Here is a 20,289-nt window from a genome sequence, read left to right as displayed (position 1 = left end):
TAATATCAATAAATGATGAGCCAAACACTCACATCATAACGTGCTCAAGTTGAGACAAATGTTCTGACGACGGACAGAGGAAAATCTGGTCGGCAACCTTGTGTCCTTCAATATCGGGGTCGAGCTTGGCCAGCTATCTGCGCTGCTGATTGTCCTCCTGCTGCTGGCTGCTTGGCGCCAGCATGCGAGTTTCAACCGCTTCGCGACCGTTACCAATTTTCTACTGATGTCTGCCGGGATGATGCTGATGGGCTATCAGCTTACCGGTTATTTCATTGCTTGAGGGGGCACCTATGTCTGACGATCATCAACTGCTTTCAACCAAGTCCCTGGTGCAGGGTACGATAGCGGCGGCGCTGCTTGCGGGTGTTGCGCTTGTCACCATCATCCTGCCGGCGGAATATGATATCGACCCGCTCGGTACCGGGGCGGCACTCGGCCTCACCCAAATTGCTGCGGCGGCTGACAAGGCTCCGGTCGAGACCGCGGATACCGCGGCATTTGCGGAACGCGAGGATACGGTTGCCATCACAATCGCCCCCGGCAAGGGGCTTGAATACAAACTGCATATGATGCCAGGCGCCAAGGTGCAGCATGAGTGGAGCGTCGAGGGCGGACAACTGTATTTCGACTTTCACGGCGAACCGCAGGGCGACACCACGGGCTACTATGAAAGTTTTGCGATCAGCACGTCCGCAGGGATAAGCGGTCTCTTTTATGCGCCGTGGGAGGGCTCCCATGGCTGGTACTGGAAAAACAAAACCGACACCGAGATGACCATCAAGCTCAAGCTCAAGGGCAGCTATGAGATCATCGGTCTCAAACAGTAAAACGCGGCCCCATGAGAAGCAGCCTTGATCAGTGGGCCCATGCGGCCTACTATCAGGGCACAAGCTTGAACTCAGGTAGAAGATGACGGCACAACCGATCAAAAATTTGATGGTTCTTATGACCATGGGCGCGCTGTTGTTCCTGCGCGTCATGGACCTTGCCGTTTTCGACGCTGAACACGCTCATCTTGAGCGGCCCCATGTTCAGGCGCATGCCAGCGAAATGACTCATGATCATGAGCCGGACGAAGTCACGGAGCATGACACCCTTGAGGGGCAGGCTGCGCATGTTGGCTTCCATACACTCCTTGGGGTTTTCATTGAAACGGTTGATGCGGCAATCGCGCTGCCAGACCATTTCTCTCCACGCTTCGGTTTTCATGCAAAGGATGATGCGCTTGCCTTCGCACAGCGCCCACCCATCCCCCCTCCCTTGGTCTGATCTCTTCAATTCGTGACAATCTTGCGTGCGGCAGTTGCTGCGCGCTCTCCATTGTTTTTTGATGAGAGTAGACATCATGACTATCTTTAAAGTGGCGGCACATGCTGCCCTCGGCCTCTATGCCGGCGCGGTGTTATTGACCGGGCCCGCAGGGGCGGAACCCACACTGACCCGGGATGAGGTCATCAGGCGCGTGCTTGAGGCTTCCCCAACCCTTGAGGCCGCACGCGCACGTGTTGCCGAATATGAAGCGGCAATTGAGCAGGCGGACACCCGCCCAAACCCGACCGTCGGGGCCGAGATTGAAAACTTCACCGGCACCGGCCCGTTCACCGGGCTTGACCGCACGGAACTGACGGTCACTTATGCGCAGCAGTTCGAGCGCGGCAACAAGCGCAGCCTGCGCACAAAGCTTGCGCGCGAAGAAGCCCGCATCGGTGAAGGCGAATGGCATATCCAGCGGCTGGACCTGATCCATGCTGCGGAAAAAGCCTATGTGGAGGTGGTTGCTGCCCGGACGAGGCTGGACCAGCTTGCGGCACAGGCGGCGATCCTCAAGGATATTGAAGGCGCGATCCGTGCGCGTATGGAAGCCGGCAAGGATTCCGAACTTGCGGTGCAAAACGCCCATATCCGCTACCTGAATGCCGCCAACCTTGTAGCGAATGCAGAGCAGGAGCTGATGGCCGCCAAAGTCTCCCTCGCGGGCCTATGGGGCGCGGGCGCGACTGCTTTCAGTGTCGATGCCGGTGAAGGCTTCAAACTTCCGGCCGCACTGGTACCGATGACCGAAGCCTCGGTCGCGGGCAGTCCCGATCTCGCAATCTGGGACTTGCGGGAAGCGGCGCTTGAGGCCTCCCTGTCGCTTGAGAAAGCGAAATCGGTGCAGGACCCGACAGTGCGGGTAGGTGTGCGCTATCATCAGGATACGTCGGACGTTGCTGCGGTTGCCGGGGTGTCCATCCCGCTCGCGCTATATGATACCAATCAGGGCAACATCAGGCGCGCACGCGCGGCAGTCAGCCGCAATATGTATGAGCGTGCCGACCGGGAGCGTACCCTGATCCGGCAACTGGGACTGGCGCATGCCCGGCAGCGGGCAGCCTTCACTGCCGCTCGCCAGCTCAGCGCAAGCCTGCAGGCGGCCGAGGATGCCAAGGCACTTGTGCTGGAGCGTATGGACAAAGGGGCGGCCTCCTACCTCGATGTCTTTGCAGCGCAGTCACTGGTCGCTGACATCGAAACCCAGCGTATCGACGCCCTTACCCAATTTCATCTCGCGCAGGCAGACATCAACCGCCTGACAGCAATCCATTCGACAGACGCGACCATGCCCGCCACCACCATGAGCGGCGCAGAGGCACAGGTCGGCCCTGAAGGAAACTGACATGACACAGTCACTATTCAAGAAACTCACGATGCTTTCCGCAGCGGCCCTTATGCTGGCTGCATGCGGGCAACAGGCCGACAATCACGCCCATGACGGTGAGGGGCATGGCCACGAAGAGGCAGCCCATGACGAAGTGGCCAAGGGGCCAAACGGCGGGCGCCTGCTGGAGGACGGTGCCTTCGCGATCGAGGTCACGATTTTCGAACAAGGCACACCGCCACAGTTCCGGCTTTTTGCTTATGAAAACGGCAAGGCCATTGCGCCTTCAGCCGTCGACGCCAGTATCACGCTTTCAAGGCTTGACGGGGAGGAGAACTATTTCCCGTTTGAAGCCGAGGGCGGTTACCTCTCCGGTGACGGTGTGGTGACGGAACCGCACTCGTTTGATGTGGCGGTGAAAGCGACCTACAAGGGTAAGACCCATACCTGGTCATATGACAGCTATGAGGGGCGCACCACCATCAGCGCCGCCATGGCAAACCAGATGGGGATCGAGGCCGAAGCCGTGGGGCCCCAAATCATTGAAAGCACGCTCGACCTTCTTGGGCGGGTGGAATTTGCCCCGGACGCCCAGTCAACCCTGCGCGCCCGTTTCCCGGGTAAAATCCTTGAGGTCCGCAAGACCGAAGGCCAAACGGTGAAAGAAGGCGAAGTTCTCGCGCGGATCGAGAGCAACGAGAGCCTGCGCCCTTACGACATCACAGCGCCGATGGACGGTGTGATTGTCAGCCGTACCGCACAGAAGGGTGATGTGGTCAGCGACAGCCCGCTGTTCGTGATTGGTGACCTCACACGCCTCCGGGTGGATTTCCATGTCTATCCCGGTGATACCGACATCGTGCGGCCCGGCCAGATGGTTGCTGTCTCCTCCGTTGATGGCCGGCACACAGCAAAGGCGGAGCTTGAGTTCTACCTACCGACCGCTGAAAGCGCGACCCAGACGCTGATCATGCATGCCCCGCTCGCCAACCCCACGAAGGAGTGGATTCCGGGCATGACCGTGAAGGGCAAAGCCATTGTGGCCAAGCGTGAAGTCCCGCTTGCAGTGCGTCCGGAGGCATTGCAGCGGTTCCGCGATTTCACGGTGGTGTTCGCCCAGGTTGGCGAAACCTATGAGGTGCGCATGCTTGAACTGGGGGAACGTACCCCTGAGTGGGTTGAGGTTTTGGGCGGTATCAAACCCGGCCAGCCCTATGTCACCAGCAACAGCTTCATCATCAAGGCCGACATCGAAAAAGATGGCGCATCCCACGACCACTAGGCGACCAGAGGATATATCATGCTAGAAAGATTGATATCTTTTGCGATCGCCAAACGATGGACAGTTCTTGTCCTCGTGGCGGCGGTCGCGGCGTTTGGGGTGTATAACTTCCAACGTCTTCTCATCGATGCGGTGCCTGACATCACCAACGTACAGGTGCAGATCAACACCGAGGCCCCGGGCTATTCACCGCTTGAGGCAGAACAACGCATCACCTTTCCCATCGAGACCGCTCTCGCGGGTCTGCCGAAGCTAGACTATACGCGCTCGATCTCACGCTACGGCCTGTCGCAGGTCACTGTCGTTTTCGAGGATGGCACAGACGTCTATTTCGCCCGTCAACTGGTGAACGAACGGCTGCAAACCGTAAAAGGAGAGCTACCTTCGGGGATCGAGCCGGAGCCAGGTCCAATCGCGACCGGGCTTGGCGAGATCTACATGTATACGGTCGATGCATTGCCAGGTGCCGTGAATGCTGAGGGTGAGCCCTACACACCCACGGACCTCAGGACCATTCATGACTGGGTCGTACGCCCACAGCTTGTGACCGTGAAGGGGGTGACCGAGGTTAACACCATCGGCGGCTACCAGAAGCAGTTCCATGTAACCCCGTGGCCGGACAAGCTCACGGCCTTTGGCCTTGGCCTCGAGGACGTTATCGGTGCGCTTGAGCGCAATAACGCGAATGTTGGTGCAGGCTATATCGAACGGGCGGGCGAACAGTATCTTGTTCGCATCCCGGGTCAGGCCGAGGGCATTGATGACCTCAAGAAGATCATCATCACCCAGCGCCATGGTGTTTCGATCAGGCTCACCGATGTGGCGGACGTGGCACTTGGCGAAGAACTTCGCACCGGTGCGGCAACACAAAGCGGGCATGAGGTGGTGCTTGGCACCGTCTTCATGCTGATTGGTGAGAACAGCCGGGTCGTCTCGAAGGCGGTCGACGAAAAGGTGGCCGAGATCAACGAGACGCTTCCTGCCGGTATCGTTATCAAGCCCGCCTATAACCGGACGGTGCTTGTTGAAAAGACGGTCAACACGGTTGCGAAAAACCTTGTTGAAGGTGCGCTTCTGGTAATCGTCATCCTCTTGCTGATGCTTGGCAACATTCGGGCCGCGCTTATCACCGCGCTGGTGATCCCGCTCTCGATGTTGATGACCATCACCGGCATGGTGGAGAACCGGATTTCAGGCAACCTGATGAGCCTCGGGGCGCTTGATTTTGGCCTCATCGTCGACGGCGCAGTGATCATTGTTGAAAACTGCCTCAGGCGTTTTGCGGCTGAACAGCATAAGCTCGGCCGCTTGCTCACGCGGGAGGAGCGGCACGCGCTGGCCGCAGATGCCACGAACGAGGTCATCAAGCCAAGCCTCTTTGGTGTGGTCATCATTGCCGTGGTCTACTTCCCGATCTTCGCGCTCACCGGCGTGGAAGGAAAGATGTTCCACCCCATGGCCTTTACCGTCGTGCTCGCGATCCTCAGCGCGCTCGTGCTTTCCATCACCTTCGTGCCCGCCGCCGTTGCGACATTTGTCACCGGCAAGGTGCAGGAGAAGGAAAGCCCGGTTGTGCTGGTTTCGAAGTCACTTTATGCACCGCTCCTTGCTTTGGTGCTGAAGGCGCGAATTCTGGTCCTTCTGGCCGCAGCAGGGCTGCTTGCCCTGACCGGATACGCGGCGTCCCGTATGGGATCGGAATTCATTCCGAACCTTGATGAAGGCGACATTGCCATGCATGCGCTCAGGATACCGGGCACCAGCCTCAGTCAGGCGATCGACATGCAGCTCGCGCTTGAAGATCGGCTCCGGGATTTCCCGGAGGTGGACAAGATCGTCTCCAAGATCGGCACTGCCGACGTGGCGACCGATCCGATGCCGCCAAACGTGGCCGATACCTTCATCCTCCTGAAGGACCGCAAGGAATGGCCGGACCCCACGAAGCCGAAGGCCGAGCTTGTGGAAGAGATCAAGGCCGTCATGCTCACTTACCCGGGCAACAAGTATGAGTTCACCCAGCCAATCGAGATGCGCTTCAATGAGCTTATCTCAGGGGTGCGGGCCGATCTTGCGGTCAAGGTGTTCGGGGATGATCTCGATACCTTGCTCGCGACAGCCAAGGAGATCGAAGGCGTTATGGGGACCATCCCCGGCGCGGCCGATATCCAGGTTGAGCAGGCTACCGGCCTTCCGGTGCTGTCGGTCATCCCTAACCGGGAAGCGCTCGCGCGCTATGGCCTGTCCGTCGGTGACGTGCAGGACGTGATCGCCACTTCCGTGGGCGGCAGGGTCTCTGGCCAGATTTTTGAAGGCGATCGCCGCTTCGATATTGTCGTGCGCTTGCCTGAGGGCCTGAGGGACAATGTGGCGGCGATCGGCAGGTTGCCGGTGCCGCTGCCTGATCACTTGCGTGAAGGGGATGAGGACAATCTGGCCTTCGTGCCACTTTCCGAACTGGCCAGCATCGAGGTCGCGATCGGGCCAAACCAGATCAGCCGCGAGAACGGCAAACGCCGGGTCGTTGTTACCGCCAACGTGCGGGGGCGTGACCTTGGCAGTTTTGTGGAAGCTGTGCGGTCTGCCGTGGCACGCGAGGTGGAAGTACCAGCAGGGTACTGGGTATCCTATGGCGGCACGTTCGAGCAGTTGATCTCGGCGGCTGAACGCCTGCGGATCGTGGTGCCTGCGGCACTCCTCCTGATCCTTGGTCTGCTCTACACCCTGTTTGGTCGCTGGCGGGATGTGTTCATTGTCTCAAGCGGTATTCCCCTGGCGCTGACCGGCGGCGTGGCGGCCCTGTGGCTCAGGGACATGCCATTTTCCATCTCCGCGGCTGTGGGCTTTATCGCCCTCTCGGGCGTGGCGGTGCTGAACGGCGTGGTGATGATCTCCTTCATCCGCAGCTTGGTTGACCAAGGCAAGGTGCTCTCGGAAGCAATCCGCGAAGGGGCGCTTGCGAGGCTCCGCCCGGTGATGATGACCGCGCTTGTGGCGAGCCTCGGCTTCGTGCCCATGGCGCTCAACGTCGGGATCGGCAGCGAGGTACAGCGTCCGCTTGCCACCGTGGTTATCGGTGGCATCATTTCCTCGACCCTGCTGACACTTGTGGTTTTGCCGGTGCTCTACAGCCTCTTTGGTCGCAAGCCGAAGTCGGCCAAAGCGGGTGAGGCAGCCTAACGCTCCAAATCTGTCATGGGGTGGCCCTTCGGGGCCACCTCAGAGACTTCTCCAAAGTAAGGAACATAAAATGCACGCGGATAATATGAGCAAATGGACACATGACCATGACTTTCATGGCGCGACTGACCATGCCGAGAAGCGCACACGTTGGGTGGTATGGCTGACCGTCATCATGATGGTGGCTGAAATTGCGGCGGGCGTTGCCTTTGGCTCCATGGCGCTTCTGGCTGACGGGTGGCATATGGGTACCCACGCCGCCGCGCTTGGCATCACACTGTTTGCCTATGCTTACGCGCGCAAGCATGCGGGCAACGATGCGTTCAGCTTCGGCACTGGCAAGGTGAGCGTGCTCGGGGGGTATTCAAGCGCCATTGTGCTCGGGGTTGTCGCACTTTTGATGGCGGCCGAGTCGGTGGAACGGTTGATCACACCGCAGTCGATCCAGTTCAACCAGGCCATTGGTGTTGCGGTGCTGGGGCTTGTGGTGAACATCGCCAGTGCCTTCATGCTTGGCGGCCATCATCACCATGACGAGCACAACCTGCGCGCCGCCTATCTGCACGTGATGGCAGACGCGCTCACGTCTGTCCTTGCCATCGTTGCGTTGCTGGCCGGCAAATCGTTTGGCTGGGTATGGCTCGACCCTGTTATGGGCATCGTCGGTGCGGTGATTATTACCAAATGGGCAATCGGGCTTGGCAAGGATACCGCGGCGATCCTTCTGGACCGGCACGATGACGAGGCCGCGCGCGCGAAGATCATCACCCTGATCGAAGACAGCGGAGACGACAAGGTAGCCGACCTGCATGTCTGGCGGCTCAATTCAAACCAGCTCGCGGCCATCGTGTCTGTGGTGACACACGCGCCGCAACACCCCGATCACTACAAATCCCGCATTGAACGCGAAATCGGCATTTGCCACCTCACTGTCGAAGTGCATGAGTGCCGATAAAGTTGGGAATGTCTGCTTTGGGTCGAAAATGGACTATTTAGAGTGCAAACTCGAACGTTCGCGTTGTATAAGCAGATGAGCTGATTTTTTCATCACATTCTTCACCACTCAGGTTGCAAGACTTTTCTTCACCACTACGGCCAAGTGGCTTCTGGAGGGTGATACGCGCACTTCCTGTTTACACGCAAGGGCTCGGCGCCTCTTTAATTCTGTATCCACAGGACCCAATGCATTAATATGCATTAGGACGTTGACAACTGTATTTTAGGGAAAGGAGCCTACGCATGATAGAAAAGAAAGCTGGCTTCTTTGGTCGGGCCTTCGCGATAGCAAAAGCGAAGGCAGCAAAAAAGGATGCTAAGCCTTTTAAATCGGGTGAAGCACCCGGAGTTTGCCTGCAACCTGCGCCTATCGGGAACTCCAGGGCAGGTCGCGCAGAAAGATATGCGGCTATCCTTAATGGAAAGATACTATCTGATGAAGTTATTCAGAAGGCAGCCGAAACAGCCAAATCAACCAAAGTCGTCACTGTATTTAAGGAAGAAAAGCTCTCGCCTTTCCTTAATGAGTTTAAAGACAAACATTTGCATCGGCTTGAAGGCCAAAAATAGGCACATGACATCGATCTGTTTGACCGCGCCCAGCTCACGGCCGTGATTGAGATTTGCCAGAGCATCTAATCCACAAGCGAAGCCGATCATCAGCTTTTCGCTGCCTTACGGCTCAAAAAGAAACGTACCAGCGATGGCGACCCGCGAGTATCGTGATGAATACTTCGAAAGCTTGGACTAGCCATGACAGCCCCCCTTTTGGCTTTTACTATTCTTTTTCCTCCTTCAAGCCTGCGCTCCGACTTGGCAATGGCGGCCAGGACCCGGAGATACGCTCCAAGACAACATGATTTGACGCCCGAAGCTGACGTTCTGTTCAGGACAATCATCTCAAGCACCGTGCCACAGGATGCTGGACAACTTTCTGTCCGGCATTCTGTGACATAAATGATCAAAGTAGCAAATATCGCAAGATGACATGACACACTTAACATGTTGGTTATATACATATTGGAGTCCGGAAATAAGTGACAGACCACAACACAAAACGGGGATTTATCCCCGGTGTGGCTGATCCAAGAGGTAAGGGAGTTCGACCCATGAAAAATATCGTCATCACAGGCGCCGCAGGTGCACTCGGCACAGCTGCAATCGCAGCTCTGAATACCCCGAAGAATAAACTGGTTGCCCTTGACGCGGCGAAAACTCGCCCCGCGAGCTTGCCGGAAGATGTGCAGTATCTGGGCGGATATGACCTCACTGATCCTGAAGCAGCACAAAAAGCAGCAAAAGCCATCCAGGATAAGTTCGGTACCGTTGATACGCTTGTGCACATCGCAGGTGCCTTTGCGTGGGAAGAAATTAAAACCGGCGCCCCTGCCACATGGCAGCGTATGTTCGACATCAACCTGATGACGGCGCTGAATACCACGCAGGCTCTACTGCCTTTCTTCAAGGACGGTGGCTCAGTGGTTTATATTGGCGCGGCGGCTGCCATGCCGGCCGCCCACGGCATGGGAGCCTATGCAGCATCCAAATCTGCGGTGCGCGCGCTCACAGAAAGCCTCGCCGATGAGCTGTCGGGGCAGAAAATCCGGGTGAATGCTGTACTCCCCCGCATCATCGACACACCAAAAAACCGGGCAGACATGCCAGACGCAGACTATAGCGAATGGACAACACCAGAGGCCATCTCTGACGTTATTGCCTTCCTCACGTCCAGCAAGGCACGCTGCATATCAGGCGCGTCTATCCCGGTCACGTTCGCAGCATAATTTCTATAAAGGGTGGTGCCACGCCCACCCTCCACGCTCCCAAGCTTAGCGGTGCTGGTCAACCAGCACCGGGTTGCCGTCAGGGTCGGTAAGCATAAAACTTGCCGGCCCCGTGGTGCTTTCATCCGCCTCATTATCGAGCGTCACCCCTGCGCTTTTCAGCACCTTCTGTATCTCTCGCACATCCATGAACTGCTCCAACGGCTGAGCATTGCTGTCCCACCCCGGGTTGAATGTCAGCATATTTTTCTCGAACATGCCCTGAAACAGCCCCAGCACACAGGTAGGACTTTTGAGGATAAGCCACCCCTGTTCCCGCTCACCGCCCATCACGGTGAACCCAAGCTTTTCATAAAACGCCTGCGAGGCAGCTATATCTTTCACACTAAGACTGAGAGAAAACGCACCAAGGTTCATGGGACAGCTCCTTCATGTTTGTGGACTGCCTCCCCCGTTGGGAACAGTCGCTTGCCTCAAGCCTGCCCTCGACAAACCACAAAAATCAACCGATTATCGGCGCAAAGCAGGCTCTGGAAGGTATTATCTTGACCGGACTATTGATCATCGCCGTCGTCACCATCTTTCTTGCGCTTTTCGCAAAGCGGCTCTCATCTACCATCATCACACCACCAATATTCTTCCTGACGCTCGGTGTTCTGTTTTCATTTAGTGACATGCTGCCGAAGGAAAGCGCCAAGGAAGGGCTTCATCTGGTGGCGGAGGTCGCCCTTGTGATTCTGTTATTTCTGGATGCGGCAAAGGTAAACTTGGCAGAGCTGATCCGTGAGCGCACCATCCCGCTTCGCATGCTGCTGGTCGGGTTGCCACTCGCCATTATCATTGGCACGGGCAGCGCGGGTCTTATCTTGCCGGACTGGCCTTTTTTCACGCTCGCCCTTCTCGCCGCAATACTCGCCCCCACCGATGCCGCCCTAGGGCAATCAGTGATCTCGGATCCGAATGTGCCGGAGATGGAGCGACAATCCCTGTCCGTTGAAAGCGGCCTGAATGATGGACTTGCTCTGCCTGCAGTGTTGTTGTTTGCAAGCCTGGCCTCAGTCTCCCCCGAGAACGAGGGCACCAACTGGCTCGCCTTTATCGTTATGCAGCTTACGCTCGGCCCTCTTGTTGGTGGCGCCGCTGGGTATGTAGGTGGATGGTTATTCCTTAAAGCGGATGAAAGAAAGTTCACTGCCAGCACCTATGAAGGCATCAGCACACTGGCGCTCGCAGGTGCCGCATATCTGGCCGCAACGCTATTGGGCGGCAACGGTTTTATCGCAGCCTTTGTCGCCGGCTTGGCCTTTGGTAGCATGGTGAAAGGCAAATGCCAGTTTGTCTATGATTTCACTGAAAGCGAAGGCCAGCTTCTTAGCTGGACAGCCTTTTTCCTCCTCGGCCTCACGCTGGTACCGGAGGCGGCGCTGTCCCTCACACTGCCGGTCCTTCTTGTTATTCTCACCAGCCTTTTTGTGGTGCGCCCTGCGGCCATATGGCTCTCCCTCATCGGTACAGGCCTTTCAATCCGCACCCGGCTTTTCTTTGGCTGGTTCGGCCCTCGTGGTCTCGCAACCGCCCTGTTTGCGCTACTGATCGTGGACAAACACCCGAGCGCAGAAGGACGAGCTATCCTGATGGTGGCGATCAACGCAGTTTGGATAAGCGCACTTCTACACGGCGTAAGTGCGGCGTTTGGCGCCCGCTGGTATGGGCGCAGCAATGAACGTTAAGGTGCAATAAAAAAGGGCCCGAAGGCCCTTTTCATCATCTGCTCAGTTCTCAAATGCACTATCACAGTGCCAGCACGGCTCGCCTTGGTCACTGCCGATCGGACTGCCGGGCGGCACACCCGCCTGAGCGGGCTCTTTCACGGCTGGCGTACGGGCCCGCGCAAGAGCGTCATCAATCCGCGCAATAAGGCCAGAGGCAAACGCACCGTCACGGCGGCGCATTTTCTCGGCCCGCGCACGCACATCCATCAAGGCAGCGCGGCTTTCCTGGCGCACAACAATCGGCACTTCTTCACCGAGTGCGAGGCTGATCAGTCGCTCCGCATAGCTACCGGCCACTTGCTGGCGCAAAGCCAGGTCCTTGGCACCGTCACCCTTGTTTTCTGCCATCATCGCACCGGTAACACGCGCGAGTACCGCACGAAGACCGGGGAACTCATCGGCAGCCATCCCCTGTGCCGCAACGCGCGAGAGCCGTGCCGGATCAAGAAGCGCATCAAAGCTGAGCGCAGCCGCACTCGCCGCAGCCTTGGCTGCGTCAAAAAGCGGACGACTTGCATTATCAAACACCTCGCGGTTGAACTGGGGGTCCCCGTCTGAATAGCCAAGCGGTGACAGCACCGTCACAACGTCATCGGCGATAGCCAGCGTTGCAGGCGCCAGCGTTTCAAGAAGCAGGTCCAGCGCTTTCTGCTGCTCTGCCCACGCCACAGGGGCTGGGGCCGGGCGCCCGTCCCCTTCATGACGATATACGAAGTTCATGCCGCCGAGGCTTTTAGCCGCCGCCGCCAATTGGTAGCGATGATAAAGATAAAGCGGCACAAACTTGCTTTGAAGGGCAGTGGTGCTTTCGCCCGCGCGCAGGTTGCCCATGCCAAAACTATCGAGCGCAATACGCCTTACATTCAAGGTGTTCCTGAGGCTTTCAATCGGGTCACTGCCCGTATCCCACACTGCGCCGCGTGCATGACCGCTTGAGATACTACGGCTATCGGGGTCTGAGACGTAAAGATGGCCATAGGCGTCCGCCTCCCGGATCAATGCCGCCTGGGCCTCAGCTTCAGGCACATCACCATAGTCACCATAGAGGAAATTGGTTGTCCATTTGTCCCATGTGCCGATACCGATGCCGTAAACGGAGGAGAAATCAAGCGCACCTTCCTCACCTACCCGCACATCAGGTGCTGGATAATCCATCACACTGGCACGGTCATCATAGGTGCTGGCCCCCATATTGTGGGCGAAACCAAGTGCGTGCCCCACTTCATGCGCCGCCAGCTGGCGAATGCGCGCAAGCGCAAGCTCAACAGGGTCATCAGCAACGCCCGTCCCGGTTTTACCAGCCCCAGCGAGCGCTTCAAAAATTTTGATATCCTGCCGCACACGCAAGCTACCCAGCAGCACAACACCCCGCAGCACTTCGCCCGTGCGAGGGTCAGCCACCGCGGCACCGTATGACCAGCCACGCGTTGCGCGGTGCACCCAGTTCACAACATTATAGCGGGCATCAAGCGGGTGTACCCCTTCCGGCAAAATCTCAACACGGTACCCACCCGGGTACCCGGCCGCTGCGAAAGCATCCGCCCACCAGTTTGCACCTTCTTGCAGTGCAGAACGGATCGGCTCAGGCGCGCCATTATCAATATAGAAAATGATCGGCTTGATCACCTTGCCGCTCTCATCTTTTTCAAGCCGGAAACGGCGGGCAAGCCTCACAACCGTGTCGCCCGCAAGCGGTGCTGACATATCCACATAATCAAGCCCGATCAGTGCAGCCCGTTCGTCATAAAGCCGGGTTTTATAACCATCATCCGGCAGTTTGAGGAGGCTCGTGTGCGCGATCAGCGTCACTGCCTCTGGCACCGGGGTGGTGGCCCGCACTTCACGGCCCGGGTCCGATGAATTGAAGGTTACATAAGCGTCAAACTCACCATTTTCAGGGAACATGAAGGCCGCTTTTGTATCCACAAGCGTGTGCGCTTTCGCGAGCGAGAAGTTACCCTGCCCGCGCGCTTTAAGCTGCGCTGCCACACCCACGGCGTCCCGCGTCAGAAAGGAAGAAAAATCAACCAGCAGCCGCCCGGTCTCCTCGTCCTCTTCCATGATATCACCGGTCCAGATGATGGACTGCGCAAAACTCGTCTCAACCGCGCGGCGCTCGGCCGCATTGTCTGCCGTGGCGCGGAAATTCCAGTTTTCCACCATGGCAACAATCTTGTCACCCATGCGGCGGAAGGAAATAATCTCACCCCCATTTGGCACGCTGCGGTCAAGGCCTACAGGGTTCGAGCCTAACCCACCGGTCAGGTAAGCCGCATAGATATAACGGCCTGCGATGCCGTTTTCATCCGGCTTATCAAGCGCCAACAACACCCGCGCTTTGCCGTGGTCCACATAAGTATCAACAAGGCCGTCCTTGAACTCAAGGTCCTTGGTCGCTTCTCTAAAGTCTGCGAATGCGGTGCACGATAGGCTTATCAGTGCAGCCCCCGCCAATACCCCGCGCGACATGGTTTTCATGAGTGTCATACGCTGTCCCCTTTTTCTGAACTCAAGAGACATTAGCGTGTGAAAAAAAGAATGGAAGAAGAAGATAAAGGCAGATGGCCTGTAAGCCGGGTTCTGTACCTGCAACGCAGGCGATGACCATTCCTCTAGGCCTTATGTTGCCATAAGGCTCAAGCAACCTACCACAACGGAGGCGCGAAAACCCGCCCTGCCCTTAAGGGCTACCGTTCATTTGGTTTTGCTCCCGGTGGGGTTTACCGTGCCGCCCCTGTTACCAGGCGCGCGGTGCGCTCTTACCGCACCCTTTCATCCTTACCATACGCATATGGCGGTTTGCTTTCTGTGGCACTTTCCCTGAGGTCACCCTCGCCGGCCGTTAACCGGCACCGTGTTTTCGTGGAGCCCGGACTTTCCTCCCCCACAGGCGCAAGCCCATGGCGGCGGCCATCCAGCCATCTGCCGCACTTCTAAGAGCATAGCCCGCAAGATGCGTCAAGCCTGTTGAAGTGGGCCAAGTTTTAGGGCAAAGTCCCGACCAACGCGTAAGTACCCACTGTTGGCCTGATGGCCGAGGATAGAAAATGAAAAAGATACTCCTGATCGCGGCGCTGACGTCGCTCTCCGCATGCGGCATGTTTGACGGCAAAGGCGATGAGATCATATTTGATAAAACCTTGGGCCCAGCCACCGAGATGCAGGTCAATAGCCTGCCCAACACCCTTGAAGGCGACAAGAAGAATGCCCGTTACATGAACGAGCAGCTCAAGGGCGAGAATATGGAATCGACTGACGGTTCCGACTAAGGCAAAGCTGATATTGCCTACAAGTGCAAAAGCCGCCCAGACGAGGCGGCTTTTTTTATTGTGCGTATATGGCGTGCTATTACGCGCGGTATATTTTCAGGAAGCAGTCAACCGCATCGCGGGCCTGCTCCTTCATATCTTCATCCGTCACACTGCTGATCAGCCCAATCTCAAGCGAGAAATGCAGCTTTCCCTTAAGAAGCGTGATGAAACGGCCCCCTGCTTTCTCAAGATCAGTGATCGCAAGCTCGCCCTTATCAACCCAGCTCTGCAAAAATTCACAAAGCTTGATCGTCATCTCCTCAGGGCCCGCCTGCCAGAACATCTGCGCGAAGCCTGTACCCTTGGGAGCAGCCGCCACGAGCACCCGGTGCATGCCAATGGCCTTATCGCTCATCAACAGGCGCACATATGTCTCGGCCACCGCCAGAAGGTCAGCCTCCAGGGTGTGATGCTCCACAGAGGCCAATGCTGCATCAGGGTAATATTCCTCAATCGTCACCTTGATTACATGGGAGAACAACTGCTCCTTGCTGGAGAAGTGGCTGTATACCGTCTGTTTTGAGACGCCAGCCCGCTTGGCAACCTCATCCATGCTTGTGCCGTCAAACCCCTGCTCGAGAAACAGCAAGCTCGCCGCCTCAACGATGGCGCTGTTCTTTTCCACATCGCGCGGACGCCCGCGTGACGGGCGGTCATCGTCATTCTGGGTGGATGGGACCGTGGTTTGCCGGATGGGAGCCGATTCTGACACTGGTGAGCCTCTTCAGAGCATTTGTTGCTGTTGGTGGCGCACTCCATACCCTTTAACGGGCCAAGTTGCAAACCTGAAGGTCCGCCACATTTATTTTTTAGACTATAGGGTCTACAAATGCTAATGGCATCATACTATATGCGAGACATCAAGTGTAAATTGTCAAAATTACCCTACGGAATCTTATAAATTATTTTCTGGACTGGACGGTCCAGTTTATTATATAAGCGTGCTGAAACAATAGAGGCCAAAGGCCTGGCCCGAGCCACAACAGCAGGACTTGACGATGATTCAGAGGACACAACTCTACAAACTAACCGGCATCCTTGCGGTCACTGGCGTGATTGCCGTGATGTTTGCCGTGCGCTCGCCCGCACAAAATGCAGCAGACTCCGGGCTAAGCAGAGCATTACCCGTGCGCACCACCGAGGTTGCGATTGAAGACGGCTACCGTGCGCGGCGCACCTTCACTGGCCGTGCCGTGCCGGGCCGCGTTAGTGCCATGGCGTTTGAGCTTGGCGGAACGGTTGCGAAAATCAATGTCGACCTTGGAAGTGTTGTGCGCACAGGCGACGTGCTGGCGGAACTTGATACAGCAAGGCTGCAGGCACAGCGCGCACAACTGTTGGCCGAGAAAGAGGAAGTTGCCGCGTCGCTTGACCTTGCGGAACGTACGCTCAAACGCGCGCAGGAAACATTCAAACAAGGCCACGCTTCGGCGCAGCGCCTTGATGAGGCGGAAGCAAACGCCATCAGCCTCCGCGCCCGTTTCAAACGCCTTGAGGCCAGCGTTGCCGCCCTTGACGTTGACATTGACAAAGCATCCATTAAAGCACCGTTTGCAGGCGTTATCACGGCCCGCACGCTTGATGAAGGTGTGGTCGTGAGCGCGGGAAAAACTCTTCTGGAGCTCTCTGAAAACAACCATATGGAAGCGCATATCGGCATGCCACCAGAGTATGCAAACGCGATGGCAAGCGGTGCCCCTGTTGAGCTTCGCGGCGGCAGACGCCAGCTCATTGAGGGTGCAACCATCCGCGCGATTGTGCCAACCATTGAAGGCCAGACCCGTACCATGATGGTCACCTTCAACCTGCCAGCAGAGGCAGCCTCCCGCGGGGAGCTGATAACAGCAGTTGTCAGTGACTGGCAGAACGCTACGGGAGCCTGGCTTCCTATCCGCGCGCTTTCCTCTGACGTGCGTGGCCTCTGGCGGGTTTACAAGGTGATTGACGGCAATGACGGCCCCCATGTGCGCTTCGAGAATGTGCAGGTTCTTTATACAGACACCAACCGCGTATTTGTCACCGGCACGATCTCGAATGGCGACCGTATCATCACCGATGGTGTTGAACGCTTAGCACCCGATCAACGCGTGAGCTTGCTGCCGGGGCAACCCGTCGCTGCACAGCGATAATAGGGGGCGTATATGCAAGGTTCCCTTTATAACCACCCACGTGTGGTATGGCTCATCCTGCTTTTGATCGTTATTGCGGGCTTCAACAGCTTCTTCAATATGCCCAAGCTTGAAGATCCGCACATGGAAAGCCGGATCGTTCAGGTAACAACGCTTTATCCTGGCGCCGACGCCGAACGGGTCGAAGCTGAAATCACAGAAAAGCTTGAAGGCAAGATACGGGAAGTGCCCGAGGTAAAAACCGTGCGCAGCGTATCGAACCCCGGCGTTTCCCTCATCACCATTGAACTGGAAGACAGGGTCGACGATGCAAAACCGATCACTGCCCGCCTGCGCGATAAAGTATCGGAAGTTACTGATCTGCCAGCAGGTTCAAGCGTGCCAGACTTCTCAGACACACGCATCTATGCGCACTCAGGTATTCTTTCCCTGACATGGCATGCAGACACGCCCATCAACTATGCGATCCTTGGTCGTCACGCGAGTGAGATTGCAAGCAAAATTCGCAATCTTGCCGGCACCGACTTTGTCGACATCATCGGCCTGCCGCAGGAAGAAATTCGCGTTACCGTAGATGACGCGGAACTGGCAGCTTACGGCCTGACCATGGCTGACGTTGCTGCACGCATTCAGGGGTCCGATGCGCGCGGCGCTGCTGGTGTGGTCTCGAACGGTGAGAACCGCATGGTGGTTCAGGTAGCCGGCGCACTAGATAGTCTTGCCCGCATTCGCCGCATCCCGCTTGGGTTGGATGAAAGTGGTGCCAGCTTGCGCCTTGGCGATGTCGCCACCATTGAGCGCGGCTTTGAAGACCCACCCAGCAAATTGGCATACCTTGACGGCCACTATGGCGTCGTAATCGCCGTTCGCATGTTTGAAGACAGCCGCGTTGATGCCTGGTCAGCCCAGATCGGCAACATCATGGAAGAGATGCGCGGCACGCTGCCTTCCTCCGTGCATCTGGACCGTATTTTTGACCAAAGCGATTATGCGGATGAACGTCTGCACGGCCTGATGGGCAATCTGGCTGAAGGCGCCCTTGTTGTGCTTGTTGTGCTTCTTATATCGCTTGGGTGGCGTGCGTCGCTCGTATCTGCCTCTATCCTTCCGCTCACCATTCTCGCGGCGCTTGCCATGACCCACATGATGGGCCTGCGTATTCAGCAGGTGCTCGTCACGGGTCTTATCGTGGCGCTCGGCATCATGGTCGACAACGCCATTGTGATAACGGACGAAATCCAGCACCTGAGGCTTCAGGGCGTGCGGCGGTCTGTTGCTGTAGCAAAAACCGTACGCAAGCTGTGGCTACCGCTTCTGGGCTCAACCATGACCACAATCATTGCTTTCATGCCGCTTGTGCTGATGCCCGGCAATGCGGGAGACTTCCTTCTCGGGGTGCCCGCCGCCGTGATTGCATCGCTCATTGCATCCTATGTGATTGCTTTCACCATCATATCAGCGGTTGCTGGCCGTGTTGTTGAGGGCCGCGCACCGGGTGGTGACCCCAAGGCGCACATCAAACGCGTCTGGTGGCGGGATGGTGTGGACGCTGAGTGGCTTTCAAGCCGCTTCAAGAAGAGCCTTGAATGGTCGGTTCGGTATCCGATCCGATCCATGATCGCGGCCACCGCTATTCCCGTTATGGGCTTTGTTCTGGCAGGCCAACTGACCGAACAGTTCTTCCCCACAAGTGACCGCAACCAGTTCCGGATCGAGCTTTATATGCCCGCACAAACGGCCATTGAAGAGACGCAAAAAGCGGTTGAAATGGTGCAGAGGCGGCTTGAGACAGAGGATGCGGTTCAAAGCTCACACTGGTTTATCGGCACCCGGCCCGCAAAATTCTATTATGCGATGGTCGCGCAAACCGATGGCCTCGTGAATGCAGGCGTTGGCGTGGTGACGGTCGAACATTTCGACCAAATCCCGGAGATGATCCCGCGCCTTCAGGCTGAACTCACTGAAACATTGCCGGAAGCTATTGTGCTTGTGCGTGAGTTTGGCACTGGTCCACCAATCACCGCCCCCATCGAGGTGCGTGTTTTGGGGCCTGACCTCGCGACGCTTGAGCGCCTTGGTGAGGACATCCGTGCTATCCTAAGCAAACTTCCGAATGTGACCATCACACGGATGACGTTGAAGGCGGGCAGGCCCATGGTTACAGTGGAAGCACGCGAGGATGATGTCTCTGTCACAGGTCTCACACTCAAGCAGCTTGAAGGCCAGTTGCAGGCGCTTACCACCGGCATCACAGCGACATATGTGATTGAGGAAACCCAGCAGGTCCCTGTGAAAATTATTGCGGATCGCGCCAACTGGCAGGACACAAATTCAATCGCGAATATGAGCCTCATCGCCCCCAACTCAGGGCGCGAACAGGACCGTTCGTTTGCCGATATCCCCGTCTCCGCTGTCGCAGATGTCAAGCTTTCCACCAAAGTGGGCACCATTGAACACTACAACAGCGTACGCATGAACAAAGTGATGGCGTATCTGGATTTTGACGTACTGCCCGAAGTGGCGTTTCAGGCCATGCTGCGTGAGCTTGATAAAGCTGAACTGAATATTCCGCCGGGGTACAGGGTTGAGTTTGGCGGTGAAAGCGAAGAGCGCAACGAAGCCGTGGGCCAACTGTTTGGCACCGTTGGGCTCTTGCTGGTGCTGATGTTGCTCGCTATCGTCCTTACCTTCAATAGCTTCCGCATGGCGTTTGTTACTTTTGCCGCCGCCGTTCAGGCAGCGGGCCTTGGCCTCTTCTCGCTCTGGTTCTTCGGCTACCCACTAAGCTTTGTTGTGATCTTCGGCCTTATGGGGCTTGTGGGCCTTGCCATCAACGCCGCCATTGTCATCCTCTCAGAGCTTCGCGGCATGCCGGAAGCACGGGCAGGTAACGAAGATGCGGTTGTTGAAGGCGTGATGAAAACTGGGCGGCATATTGTCTCCACTACCATCACGACGGTGGGTGGCTTCACGCCATTGATACTTGCGGGTGGCGCTTTCTGGCCGCCCTTCGCGATCGCCATGGCAGGTGGCGCATTCCTCTCCATGGTCGTGAGCTTCTATTATGCACCCGCGGCCTTCCTGTGGCTTACCCGCCGCAGGCAGGTTACAGCACCGGGGGAAGGCGCAGCCAAAGCCCGGCAAGACGCTGCAGCGCAAGAAGGCTAACAGACTTAAAGCGCTCAAAAAAAAGGCTG

At 57.1% G+C, this 20,289-nt stretch carries 16 protein-coding genes and 1 other RNA gene; 12 read left to right on the top strand and 5 right to left on the bottom strand.

Annotation, left to right across the window (positions count from 1 at the left end; genetic code table 11):
* The first annotated feature begins 85 nt into the window (after positions 1-85).
* Positions 86-283, top strand: coding sequence for a HupE/UreJ family protein (locus ACN0XZ_RS13890; RefSeq protein WP_417458389.1), 198 nt, complete (start codon positions 86-88; stop codon positions 281-283).
* Between the two features lie 10 nt (positions 284-293).
* Positions 294-830, top strand: coding sequence for a hypothetical protein (locus ACN0XZ_RS13885; RefSeq protein WP_417458376.1), 537 nt, complete (start codon positions 294-296; stop codon positions 828-830).
* 52 nt (positions 831-882) lie between these two features.
* Here ACN0XZ_RS13885 and ACN0XZ_RS13880 read toward each other — a convergent pair whose 3' ends face one another.
* Complete coding sequence (locus ACN0XZ_RS13880) at positions 883-1,347, bottom strand: hypothetical protein (RefSeq protein WP_417458375.1); 465 nt, start codon at positions 1,345-1,347, stop codon at positions 883-885.
* A gap of 1 nt (position 1,348) precedes the next feature.
* Here ACN0XZ_RS13880 and ACN0XZ_RS13875 point away from each other — a divergent pair, with 1 nt between their 5' ends.
* The 6 genes from ACN0XZ_RS13875 to ACN0XZ_RS13850 all read left to right on the top strand — a co-directional run bounded on the left by ACN0XZ_RS13875 (position 1,349) and on the right by ACN0XZ_RS13850 (position 9,880).
* Entirely contained in the window at positions 1,349-2,659 is a 1,311-nt protein-coding gene (locus ACN0XZ_RS13875; protein ID WP_417458374.1) for a TolC family protein, read from the top strand.
* 1 nt (position 2,660) lies between these two features.
* Complete coding sequence (locus ACN0XZ_RS13870) at positions 2,661-3,923, top strand: efflux RND transporter periplasmic adaptor subunit (protein ID WP_417458373.1); 1,263 nt, start codon at positions 2,661-2,663, stop codon at positions 3,921-3,923.
* A gap of 18 nt (positions 3,924-3,941) precedes the next feature.
* A complete protein-coding gene (locus tag ACN0XZ_RS13865; protein WP_417458372.1) occupies positions 3,942-7,100 on the top strand; it encodes an efflux RND transporter permease subunit in 3,159 nt (1,052 codons plus the stop codon).
* Between the two features lie 70 nt (positions 7,101-7,170).
* Positions 7,171-8,055, top strand: coding sequence for a cation diffusion facilitator family transporter (locus tag ACN0XZ_RS13860; protein ID WP_417458371.1), 885 nt, complete (start codon positions 7,171-7,173; stop codon positions 8,053-8,055).
* Between the two features lie 284 nt (positions 8,056-8,339).
* The gene (locus ACN0XZ_RS13855; RefSeq protein ID WP_417458370.1) at positions 8,340-8,666 is read left to right on the top strand and encodes a hypothetical protein; all 327 of its coding nucleotides are present in this window, start codon (positions 8,340-8,342) and stop codon (positions 8,664-8,666) included.
* Between the two features lie 539 nt (positions 8,667-9,205).
* Positions 9,206-9,880: an SDR family NAD(P)-dependent oxidoreductase gene (locus ACN0XZ_RS13850; protein ID WP_417458369.1), complete on the top strand. Its 675-nt coding sequence runs from the start codon at positions 9,206-9,208 to the stop codon at positions 9,878-9,880.
* A 45-nt stretch (positions 9,881-9,925) separates the two neighbouring features.
* Here the strand turns inward: ACN0XZ_RS13850 and ACN0XZ_RS13845 are convergent, their stop codons facing one another.
* Positions 9,926-10,297, bottom strand: coding sequence for a VOC family protein (locus ACN0XZ_RS13845; protein WP_417458368.1), 372 nt, complete (start codon positions 10,295-10,297; stop codon positions 9,926-9,928).
* Positions 10,298-10,425: 128 nt separating this feature from the next.
* On the opposite strand from ACN0XZ_RS13845, the gene ACN0XZ_RS13840 reads away from it, so the two are divergent.
* Positions 10,426-11,610 carry a cation:proton antiporter gene (locus ACN0XZ_RS13840; RefSeq protein ID WP_417458367.1) on the top strand — a complete coding sequence of 395 codons (1,185 nt, stop codon included), beginning with the start codon at positions 10,426-10,428 and terminating at the stop codon, positions 11,608-11,610.
* Positions 11,611-11,652: 42 nt separating this feature from the next.
* Here the strand turns inward: ACN0XZ_RS13840 and ACN0XZ_RS13835 are convergent, their stop codons facing one another.
* Both ACN0XZ_RS13835 and rnpB read right to left on the bottom strand, forming a co-directional pair.
* Positions 11,653-14,139, bottom strand: coding sequence for a zinc-dependent metalloprotease (locus tag ACN0XZ_RS13835; RefSeq protein ID WP_417458366.1), 2,487 nt, complete (start codon positions 14,137-14,139; stop codon positions 11,653-11,655).
* Positions 14,140-14,205: 66 nt separating this feature from the next.
* Positions 14,206-14,578, bottom strand: an RNA gene (gene rnpB / locus ACN0XZ_RS13830) — RNase P RNA component class A.
* A 121-nt stretch (positions 14,579-14,699) separates the two neighbouring features.
* On the opposite strand from rnpB, the gene ACN0XZ_RS13825 reads away from it, so the two are divergent.
* Positions 14,700-14,921: a hypothetical protein gene (locus tag ACN0XZ_RS13825; protein ID WP_417458365.1), complete on the top strand. Its 222-nt coding sequence runs from the start codon at positions 14,700-14,702 to the stop codon at positions 14,919-14,921.
* A 79-nt stretch (positions 14,922-15,000) separates the two neighbouring features.
* Here ACN0XZ_RS13825 and ACN0XZ_RS13820 read toward each other — a convergent pair whose 3' ends face one another.
* Positions 15,001-15,675, bottom strand: coding sequence for a TetR/AcrR family transcriptional regulator (locus ACN0XZ_RS13820; protein WP_417458364.1), 675 nt, complete (start codon positions 15,673-15,675; stop codon positions 15,001-15,003).
* Between the two features lie 286 nt (positions 15,676-15,961).
* Here ACN0XZ_RS13820 and ACN0XZ_RS13815 point away from each other — a divergent pair, with 286 nt between their 5' ends.
* Positions 15,962-17,092 carry an efflux RND transporter periplasmic adaptor subunit gene (locus ACN0XZ_RS13815; RefSeq protein WP_417458363.1) on the top strand — a complete coding sequence of 377 codons (1,131 nt, stop codon included), beginning with the start codon at positions 15,962-15,964 and terminating at the stop codon, positions 17,090-17,092.
* Positions 17,093-17,104: 12 nt separating this feature from the next.
* Positions 17,105-20,260 (top strand): efflux RND transporter permease subunit, encoded by a 3,156-nt coding sequence (locus ACN0XZ_RS13810; RefSeq protein ID WP_417458362.1) that lies wholly within the window; start codon positions 17,105-17,107, stop codon positions 20,258-20,260.
* Positions 20,261-20,289 lie beyond the last annotated feature (29 nt).

This window comes from Kordiimonas sp., from assembly GCF_048264555.1.
In the GTDB taxonomy this organism is placed as follows: Bacteria; Pseudomonadota; Alphaproteobacteria; order Sphingomonadales; family Kordiimonadaceae; genus Kordiimonas.
This window is presented reverse-complemented; position numbering and strand designations above follow the sequence as displayed.